We start from the raw sequence: 9,146 nt of genomic DNA, 5'->3' as shown, positions 1-9,146 counted from the left end.
ATCGGCCCTGCGGCGGCCGCGGCCGCACCCGCGCTGCGCCGCTGTCTGACGTCCCCGGACCTGTGGCTGCGGGTCGAGTGCGCGGCGGCGCTGTGGCGGGTCGCGGGCGACGCAGAGGCCACGCTTCCGGTGCTGCTCGCGGCGTGGGAGGAGAACCGTCACACCCGCGTGACCGTCGCGGAGTGCCTGGCGGAGATGGGACCCGCGGCGGCGCGGGCGGAACCCGCCATCCGGGCGGAGCTGGCGCGCCGACGCCGGCACAACGTGGTGGCGGGCGGCGCGGGCAGCCACGACATCCACGAGGACGAGAAGCTGCTCACCCTGTGCCGCGCGGCCCTGGACCGCCTGGACCGAGAGCAGCCCGGCGGCGCCGCCTGACGGCACACCGTCACACAAAAGGGACATAAGGCTTACCGGTTGCTACGTTGCGATCCATGACCGCAACGACGTCGGCGGAAAGGCCCCCGCCCGGGGTGCTCGTCCCCAAGCGCCGTGGCGTGGAACTCTCCCTCCTCATCGGGGCCGTGCTCCTGTCCGTCTTCGGCTACCTGGACGTCGGCCTGGCCAGGAGCGGCGCCGTCCCGCCCGACGCCGCCCGCTACGGCGCGGGGCTCGGGCTCCTCGCGCTCGTCGCCCATCTCGCCGTACGCTTCCGCGCGCCCTTCGCCGACCCGCTGCTGCTGCCGATCGCGGTCCTGCTCAACGGCCTCGGCCTGGTGCTGATCTACCGGCTCGACCTGGAGACGCCCCGGGACCAGGCGGCGGCGACCCAGCTCGTCTGGTCCACCCTGGGCGTGGGGCTGTTCATCGTGGTCGTCGTGCTGCTGCGCGACCACCGGACGCTGCAGCGGTACGCGTACCTCTCCGTCGCCGCCGCGCTCGCACTCATGATCGTGCCGATCTTCTTCCCCGCCGTGAACGGGGCGAAGATCTGGATCCGGCTCGGCGGACTCTCCTTCCAGCCGGGCGAGTTCGCCAAGATCCTGCTCGCGGTGTTCTTCGCCGCGTACCTCGCCGCGAACCGCAACGCACTCGCGTACACCGGCCGCCGCTTCTGGCGGCTGCAACTGCCGACCGGCCGGGTGCTCGGGCCGATCGTCGCGATCTGGCTGCTGAGCGTCGGCGTGCTGATCCTGGAGCGGGACCTGGGGACCTCGCTGCTCTTCTTCGGCCTCTTCGTGATCATGCTGTACGTGGCGACCGGCCGGACCGGCTGGATCGCGGTGGGCCTGCTGCTCGCGGGGCTCGGGGCGTTCGCGGTCGGCTCCCTCGAACCGCATGTGCACAGCCGGGTGGAGGACTGGCTGAACCCCTTCGCCTCCATCGAGGCCGGTGACGGGCCCGGGCAGCTCGCCCAGTCGCTGTTCGCCTTCGCCGCCGGCGGAATGCTCGGTACCGGGCTCGGGCTCGGGCACTCCGTCCTCATCGGCTTCGCCGCCAAGTCGGACTTCATCCTCGCGACCGCCGGGGAGGAGCTGGGCCTGGTGGGGCTGACCGCGCTGTTCCTGCTGTACGCGCTGCTCGTCGCGCGCGGCTACCGGGCCGGGCTCGCGCTGCGCGACCCCTTCGGCCGGCTGCTCGCCATCGGGCTCGCGTCGATCCTGGCGCTCCAGGTGTTCGTGATCGCGGGCGGGGTGACCGGCCTGATCCCGCTCACCGGCATGGCGATGCCGTTCCTGGCGCAGGGCGGTTCGTCGGTGGTCACCAACTGGGTCATCGTGGCGCTGCTGATCCGGGTCAGCGACTCGGCGCGGATGCCGCGCCCGGAGACGCCTGAGACCGGCGTCATCGCCCCGATCGCGGAGGACGCACGGTGACCGCGTCCTGGGCGGAGACCCGATGATCCCCTACATCCGCCGCGCCGCCGCTCTCCTCCTCGTCCTCCTCGCCGCGCTCCTGGTCAACACCGCCCGCCTCCAGGTCCTGGAGGCCGACGAGCTGGACGCGAATCCGGCGAACCGGCGCGCGGCGATCGTCCGGTACGGGCAGCCCCGCGGCGAGATCCTCGTGGACGGCAGGTCGGTGACCGGCTCGCGGGACAGCGGCGAGCAGCTGCGCTACGAACGCGCCTACAAGCAGGGGCCGCTGTACGCGCCGGTGACCGGGTACGCGTCGCAGACGTACGGCACGACCCTCCTGGAGAGCGCGGCGGACGCCGTCCTGTCGGGCACGGACCCGATGCTCGCGCCACTGCCGTTCTGGAACGACGTCAGCCGCGCGCAGGAGCCCGGCGGCGATGCGGTGACGACGATCCGGGCGGCCGTGCAGCAGGCGGCGTACCGGGGGCTCGGCGGGAAGCGGGGCGCGGTCGCCGCGATCGAGCCGTCCAGCGGGCGGATCCTGGCCCTGGTGAGCAGCCCGTCGTACGACCCGGGGGTGCTCTCAGGGACGGGGAAGCCGGTCAAGGAGGCCTGGGCGCGGCTCAACGGCTCGCCGAACCAGCCGATGCTGAACCGGGCGATCCGGCAGACGTACCCGCCAGGCTCCACGTTCAAGATCGTGACGGCCGCGGCGGCGCTGGAGTCCGGGGTGGTCACGGACGTCGACGCGCCGACCGACACCCCCGAGCCGTACGTGCTGCCGGGGACGCGGACCGTGCTGCCGAACGCGGCGCGCGGTTGCGAGGACGCCTCGCTGGCCGACGCGATCCGCTGGTCGTGCAACACGGTGATGGCCGAGCTGGGGGTACGGGTCGGGCTCGACGGGATGGTCGAGGCGGCGGAACGGTTCGGCTTCGACGATCCGGGGCTGCGGATCCCGTCCGGGGTGGCCGCGTCCAACTTCGACCGGGACATGAGCGTGGACCAGCTGGCGCTGTCGTCGATCGGGCAGTTCGACACGCGGGCGACGCCGTTGCAGATGGCGATGGTGGCGGCGGCGGTCGCGAACAACGGGGAGATCGCTTACCCGTACCTGCTGGACCGGACGACGACCTCGGGCGGCCGGGCGGTGGACCGGACCGGCCGGCGGAGCTACCGGCAGGCGATGCGGCCGGGGGTCGCGCTGCGGCTGCAGCAGCTGATGGTCGACGTGGTGACGGAGGGGACCGGCACGAACGCAGCGATCCCGGGCGCGCGGGTCGGCGGCAAGACGGGGACGGCGCAGCACGGCGTGGGCAACGCGGGGACGCCGTACGCCTGGTTCATCGCCTTCGCTCAGGCGGACGGCGCGCCGCAGCCGGGGGTCGCCGTCGCAGTGGTCGTCGAGGACGCGGAGGCGCGTCGTACGGAGATCAGCGGGAACGGGATCGCGGCGCCGATCGCGAAGGCGGTCATGGAGGAGGCGCTGCGGGCGGAACCACAGCGCCCCTGAGTCCCCGACGGCCGGTCAAACGGTTCGGCCCGTCATCCGATCGGCTTGCGCATCTCCGCGCGGACCTTGGCCGCGGTCTCGGCGATCTCGGCGAGATCGACCTTCTCCGGGGCCATCAGGGCGGTCTCGGCGGTGACGACGGCGACGAACGAGGCGGTGTTCGGGTCGCCCCAGGCGCACATCGGCAGGGTGGAGGTCACCCCGCCGTCCTTGGACCGGGTGACCTGGCAGCTGATCGTGATGTCGTGGCCGGCCGGGGTGAAGTCCCTGGCGGGCACGGCGATCGTCGTGTTCGGGTCGTCCGCGGCGCCCTTGAGGATGAGGGCGCGGGTGCCGGCCGGGTCCTTCAGGCGGCCGTGGAAGCCGGAGACGACGAGGACGGCGGAGTCCTTGCCCTCGTACTGCGCGATCGCGGCCTCGGCGTCGCGGACGGTCGGGTCCATGGTGTCCTCGACCTCCTTGCCCTCGGTCTCCGAGGAGTCGGTGAGCAGCTTGAACTCGCCGTCGAGGAGCGTCTTGGGGACGATGAGCTTGTGCGTGGCCTCCGGGAACGACGACGACGACCCGGCGGCGCCCTCGAACAGAGACCTGCCGAGGAACCCGAGGCCCACGACGATCAGCACGCCGAGGACCAGGACGCCGCCGACGATCCCGAGGATCAGCCCGGTCTTCTTCTTCGGCGGCGGAGCCGGGTGCCCGAACGGCGGCTGCGGCTGCGGCTGCCCCCAGCCGCCCTGCGCAGGTCCCGGCCCGGGGTACTGCGGCGGAACACCCTGCGGGGCTCCCTGGGCAGGGGCGCCGTACGGACCCGGCTGCTGGGGCTGGGCGTACGGGTTCTGGGGCTGCTGCTGGGGGTTGTACGGCGGCTGCGGCGGCGTGCTCATGACCGGAACCGTACGACACCCCGCCGACACCGGACCCCGGCGGGGGCCTAGGCCTGTCCGGCGAATCAGGGTCGCCGCGGCCCCGGCCGTGATCCGCCGGACAGGCCCTGGTCTTCCGCCCCCTCCGCGATCGCCTCCGCGACCTCCGCCACCCGCTCCCGCTCCTCCGTCGCGAACCGCTCGCGGTCCAGGGCCTCCGCGATCTCCTCGTCCTGGGTCATCAGGAGGTCCAGGTTGGAGTCGCCGAGGTCGAAGACGCCCATGTCCAGGTAGGCCTTCTGGAGGCGCTCGCCCCACAGGCCGATGTCCTTCACGCAGGGGACGATCCGGCTGAACAGCAGCTTGCGGAACAGGTGCAGGAACTCGGACTGCTCCGAGTACTCCTCGGCCTCCTTCTTCGGGATGCCGAAGTTCTCGAGGACCTCGATGCCGCGCAGCCGGTCCCGCATCAGGTAGCAGCCCTCGATCACGAACTCCTCGCGTTCGCGCAGTTCCGCATCCGTGAGCTGCTTGTAGTAGTCCCGCAGCGCCATCCGGCCGAAGGCCACGTGCCGCGCCTCGTCCTGCATCACATACGCGAGGATCTGCTTCGGCAGCGGCTTGTCGGTGGTGTCGCGGATCATTCCGAAGGCGGCGAGGGCGAGGCCCTCGATCAGCACCTGCATGCCGAGATACGGCATGTCCCAGCGGGAGTCCCGCAGGGTGTCGCCGAGCAGCGACTGCAGGTTGTCGTTGATCGGGTAGAGCATGCCGATCTTCTCGTGCAGGAACCGGCCGTAGACCTCCGCGTGCCGGGCCTCGTCCATGGTCTGGGTCGCGGAGTAGAACTTGGCGTCCAGGTCCGGCGCCGACTCCACGATCCGGGCGGCGCAGATCATCGCGCCTTGCTCGCCGTGCAGGAACTGGCTGAACTGCCAGGAGGCGTAGTGCCGGCGCAGGTTCCCCTTGTCCTTCTCGGTCATCTTGGCCCAGTGGCGGGTGCCGTGGAGCGTCAGCACCTCGTCGGGGGTGCCGAGGGGGTCGTACGGATCGACCTCCAGGTCCCAGTCGATGCGCTTCGCGCCGTCCCACTGCTTGTCCTTGCCCTTCTGGTACAGGGCGAGGAGCCGGTCGCGGCCCTCTTCGTACTCCCAGGTGAAGCGGGCCGCGCCGCTGGCCGGCACGTTCCAGACCGGCTCTCCCGGGGCGTTCGCGTACAGGTCGTGCGTCGACACCCGACGCCTCCTTACACCGTCGATCGTGCTCGTACGGGGCGGACTTCGAGCAGGCTCACACGCGGTAGACAACGAGTCAACAAGTCGCGCACAGGGGATTGACGGCATTGCTGACACGCAGTCTCATAACTGTGGACGGGGGCGAATTCCGGCGACGCCGGCGCCCGGCGACGGCGAGCACAGCGAGGTGCGCACGGCCATGACGACTCTCGACGAACGGGACTTCACCCTGCTGCGCGACGCGCTCGGCCCGCTGCGCGACCGCGAGCAGATCGCCGAGCGGCTGCTCGAATCGTCCCTCAAGCACTCCTTCGACCCGGAGCAGGAGCTCGACTGGGAGGCCCCGTTCGAGGACGGCAAGTGGTTCTGGCCGCCGGAGCTGGTCTCCCTCTACGACACGCCCCTGTGGCGGCGCATGTCGCAGGAGCAGCGGTACGACCTGGCCCGCCACGAGGCCGCCTCGCTCGCGTCGCTGGGCATCTGGTTCGAGATCATCCTGATGCAGCTGCTCGTCCGGCACATCTACGACAAGTCCCTGACCAGCAATCATGTCCGTTACGCGCTCACCGAGATCGCCGACGAGTGCCGGCACTCGATGATGTTCGCCAAGCTGATCCGCAAGGGCGGCACCCCGGACTACCCCGTGCCGCGGATCTACCACAACCTCGCCCGCGTCCTGAAGACCGTCTCCACCACCCCCGGCTCCTTCGCCGCGACCCTGCTCGGCGAGGAGATCCTCGACTGGATGCAGCGCCTGACCTTCCCGGACGAGCGGGTCCAGACCCTGGTGCGCGGCGTCACGCGGATCCATGTGGTCGAGGAGGCGAGGCACGTCCGGTACGCCCGCGAGGAGCTGCGCCGCCAGATGATGACCGCGCCCCGCTGGGAGCAGGAGTTCACCAGGCTCAGCTGCGGCGAGGCCGCCCGGGTCTTCTCGGTCTGCTTCGTCAATCCGAGGGTGTACGAGAACGTCGGCCTGGACCGCCGCGAGGCTCTCGCCCAGGTGAAGGCGAGCGGCCACCGCCGCGAGGTCATGCAGTCCGGCGCGAAGCGACTGACGGACTTCCTCGACGACATAGGCGTGCTGCGCGGGCCGGGGCGGGCGCTGTGGAGGGCGTCGGGGCTGTTGGCCTAGGCAGGGGCGTGGGCGACGGCATGGCCGGAGGGTCGTACGGCCGGGTTACGCTGCGTGGCATGACCCCTGCCGCCTCGCCCGCGTATCGCCGGCTCAGCGTCGAGGAGCGTCGCGCCCAGCTGCTCGTCGCGGCGCTCACGCTCTTCGCGCACCGCAGCCCGGACGAGGTCTCGCTCGACGACGTCGCCGAGACGGCGGGGGTCTCGCGGCCGCTCGTCTACCGGTACTTCCCGGGCGGCAAGCAGCAGCTGTACGAGGCCGCGCTGCGCTCCGCCGCGAACCAGCTCGAGGAGTGCTTCGGCGAGCCGACCGACGGCCCGCCGACCGAGCGGCTCACCCGGGTCCTCGACCGCTATCTGGCCTTCGTCGACCAGCACGACGCCGGCTTCAGCGCGCTGCTGCGCGGCGGAAGCGTCGTCGAGACCTCCCGGACCTCCGCGATCGTGGACGAGGTCCGGCGCTCCGCGGCCGAGCAGATCCAGCTGCACCTGGGCGTGACCGCACCCGGACCGCGGCTGCGGATGATGATCCGTACCTGGATCGCGGCCGTGGAGGCGGCGTCACTGATCTGGCTCGACCAGGACAAGCAGCCGGCCGCCGTGGAACTGCGCGACTGGCAGGTCGACCATCTCGTCGCCCTGCTCACGGCCACGGCCGCGACCGACCCCGAGACCGCGAAGGTCGTCGAGGAGCTGCTGACCCAGGAGACCGCGTCCGGGCCGGTGGGGCTGCTGGCCCGCCGGGTCATACCGGTCGTCGGCCACGCGGCGCACCTGCTCGCGGAGGGACCGGAGCGACCCGGACCTGAGTGACACTGGTTCCGTGCGAAGCGAGAACACCCCCTTTCACGGCGGCCCGCTGGACGGCGAGGTCCTGCCGATCTTCGTCGGCGCGACCGGCCACCCGCCCAAGTGGTACGAGGTGCCCGTACCGGACGACGCCGGCGGCCCGCCGGCCGTGTACGCGTACCGTCGCGAACCGGCCGGCCGCACCAAGCGGCTCGGCATCCAGCGCGGCTGGATGTACGTGTACGCCCCCGAGGGCCGCGAGCGGCCGAAGTGGCCCTGGTCGAGGCCGCCGCGCCCGATCGACTGAACGGCCGGCCGAAGGGTGAGGGCGTTGGGCCGAATCGCCCACCCGTGAGGTGAGCGGATCACCTCCCCCGCATCATCGCGGTGGAGGTGATGACGTGTCAGGAAAGCTGCTGCGCACGATCTGCACGGGGATGCTCGCAACGGCGACGGCGTTGACGCCGACGCCCATCGCGACGGCCGACGACCCTCCGGCGGCGGAGGCGCCGGGGACCTCCGACGCTCCGACCGGTCCGGAGGGCGAGGTGGAGGGCGAGGACGGCACGGAGACGCCCGTCGGGCCCTCGGACGTGCCGGAGGCGCCGGAGACGCCGGGGGTCGCGGAGACGCCGGACGGGACGGACAGCCAGGACCCTGCGGACGTCACGGAGACCCCGGACCCCACGGAGACCCCCGGCGAGCAGGACACCCCGGCGCCCACGGACCTCCCCGAACCCCCCAGCACCGACACCGACGCCGACCCCGAACTCCCCAGCACCGCCGACGCCTCCGAGCTCCCCGACCCCCTCGACTCCTCCGACTCCCCGCTCGCCCCCGGCTCCCCCTCCTCCCTCTCCCAGCAGCTCACCAAGCTCCGGACCCTCTACCAGCAGGCCGAGGCCGCCGCAGAGACCTTCAACGCCACCGTCGAGGCGCTCAAGCTCCGGACCGCCGAGACCAAGGCCGTCACCGCCAAGCTCACCGCCGCCCGTACCGCGCTCTCGCGCAGCCGGGACGACGCGGGGCGGCTGGCGCGCGAGCAGTACCGGGGCGCCAGCGAGTTCTCCTCGTACCTGCGGCTGCTGCTCGCGCCCGACCCGCAGCAGGCCCTGGACCAGCGGCATCTGATGAACCGTGCGGCGCGCGACCGGGCCGCGACGATCGCCCGCCTCGCGGGCGGCGAGAGGCAGGCGGACGAGCTGGCGTCCGCGTCCCGCAAGGCCCTTGACCGGCAACAGGTGGTCGTCGCGCGGCAGAAGAAGGCGCGGGAGGCCGTCGAGGCGAAGCTGAAGGAGGTCCAGCGGACGCTCGCCGCGCTCTCCCCCGAGGAGCTGGCCGCGCTGTCCGAGCTGGAGCGCAAGGGCGCCGCGGGCGCGCAGCGCGAACTGCTCGACTCCGGGGTGCTCGACGGCACGCGCACCCCGTCCCGCGAGGGCGGCGAGGCGCTGCGGTTCGCGGTGGAGCAGATCGGCAAGCCGTACGTGTGGGGCGCGGAGGGGCCGGAGTCGTACGACTGCTCCGGGCTGACCTCGCAGGCCTGGGCGAGCGCCGGCCGGGAGATCCCGCGCACCAGCCAGGAGCAGTGGCGGACGCTGCCGAAGGTGCCGCTGGGCGAGCTGCGCCCGGGCGACCTGGTGGTCTACTTCCCCGAGGCCACGCATGTGGCGATCTACCTCGGCGAGGGGATGGTCGTGCAGGCCCCGCGCCCGGGCGGCAAGGTCAAGGTCTCGCCGATCGCGGCGAATCCGCTGCTCGGCGCGGTCCGCCCGGACCCGGCCGGGGCCCCGCTCCCCTCGTACACGCCGCCCGA

General features: G+C 72.3%; 8 protein-coding genes and 1 pseudogene. 7 read left to right on the top strand and 2 right to left on the bottom strand.

Translation table 11 applies throughout. The annotated features are described in order from the left end of the window. The 3 genes and pseudogenes from VIU94_RS30590 to VIU94_RS30580 all read left to right on the top strand — a co-directional run. Positions 1 to 378, top strand: a pseudogene (locus VIU94_RS30590) (PBS lyase); the annotation flags it as partial. A 56-nt stretch (positions 379 to 434) separates the two neighbouring features. Further along, positions 435 to 1,817: an FtsW/RodA/SpoVE family cell cycle protein gene (locus tag VIU94_RS30585; protein ID WP_331916277.1), complete on the top strand. Its 1,383-nt coding sequence runs from the start codon at positions 435 to 437 to the stop codon at positions 1,815 to 1,817. Between the two features lie 22 nt (positions 1,818 to 1,839). Beyond that, positions 1,840 to 3,312, top strand: a complete 1,473-nt coding sequence (locus VIU94_RS30580; protein WP_331916275.1) for a penicillin-binding transpeptidase domain-containing protein — start codon at positions 1,840 to 1,842, stop codon at positions 3,310 to 3,312. A gap of 32 nt (positions 3,313 to 3,344) precedes the next feature. Here VIU94_RS30580 and VIU94_RS30575 read toward each other — a convergent pair whose 3' ends face one another. Together VIU94_RS30575 and VIU94_RS30570 are read right to left on the bottom strand one after the other, a co-directional pair. Next, positions 3,345 to 4,196, bottom strand: a complete 852-nt coding sequence (locus tag VIU94_RS30575; protein ID WP_331916273.1) for a hypothetical protein — start codon at positions 4,194 to 4,196, stop codon at positions 3,345 to 3,347. 65 nt (positions 4,197 to 4,261) lie between these two features. Further along, positions 4,262 to 5,410, bottom strand: coding sequence for a ferritin-like domain-containing protein (locus tag VIU94_RS30570; RefSeq protein ID WP_331916271.1), 1,149 nt, complete (start codon positions 5,408 to 5,410; stop codon positions 4,262 to 4,264). Between the two features lie 199 nt (positions 5,411 to 5,609). On the opposite strand from VIU94_RS30570, the gene VIU94_RS30565 reads away from it, so the two are divergent. The 4 genes from VIU94_RS30565 to VIU94_RS30550 form a co-directional block, all read left to right on the top strand. Then, positions 5,610 to 6,545, top strand: coding sequence for an AurF N-oxygenase family protein (locus VIU94_RS30565; RefSeq protein WP_331916269.1), 936 nt, complete (start codon positions 5,610 to 5,612; stop codon positions 6,543 to 6,545). Positions 6,546 to 6,604: 59 nt separating this feature from the next. Continuing rightward, positions 6,605 to 7,357 (top strand): TetR/AcrR family transcriptional regulator, encoded by a 753-nt coding sequence (locus tag VIU94_RS30560; RefSeq protein ID WP_331916267.1) that lies wholly within the window; start codon positions 6,605 to 6,607, stop codon positions 7,355 to 7,357. A gap of 10 nt (positions 7,358 to 7,367) precedes the next feature. After that, positions 7,368 to 7,640 carry a DUF8847 domain-containing protein gene (locus VIU94_RS30555; protein ID WP_331916265.1) on the top strand — a complete coding sequence of 91 codons (273 nt, stop codon included), beginning with the start codon at positions 7,368 to 7,370 and terminating at the stop codon, positions 7,638 to 7,640. Positions 7,641 to 7,734: 94 nt separating this feature from the next. Further along, positions 7,735 to 9,146, top strand: a 1,412-nt coding sequence (locus tag VIU94_RS30550) for a C40 family peptidase (protein ID WP_331916263.1), incomplete at its 3' end; no start/stop codon positions are given.

This window comes from Streptomyces sp. (assembly GCF_036566765.1).
Classification (GTDB): Bacteria; Actinomycetota; Actinomycetes; order Streptomycetales; family Streptomycetaceae; genus Streptomyces.
Note: the sequence above shows the minus strand (reverse complement) of the source record. Positions and strands in the feature narration are given on the sequence as shown.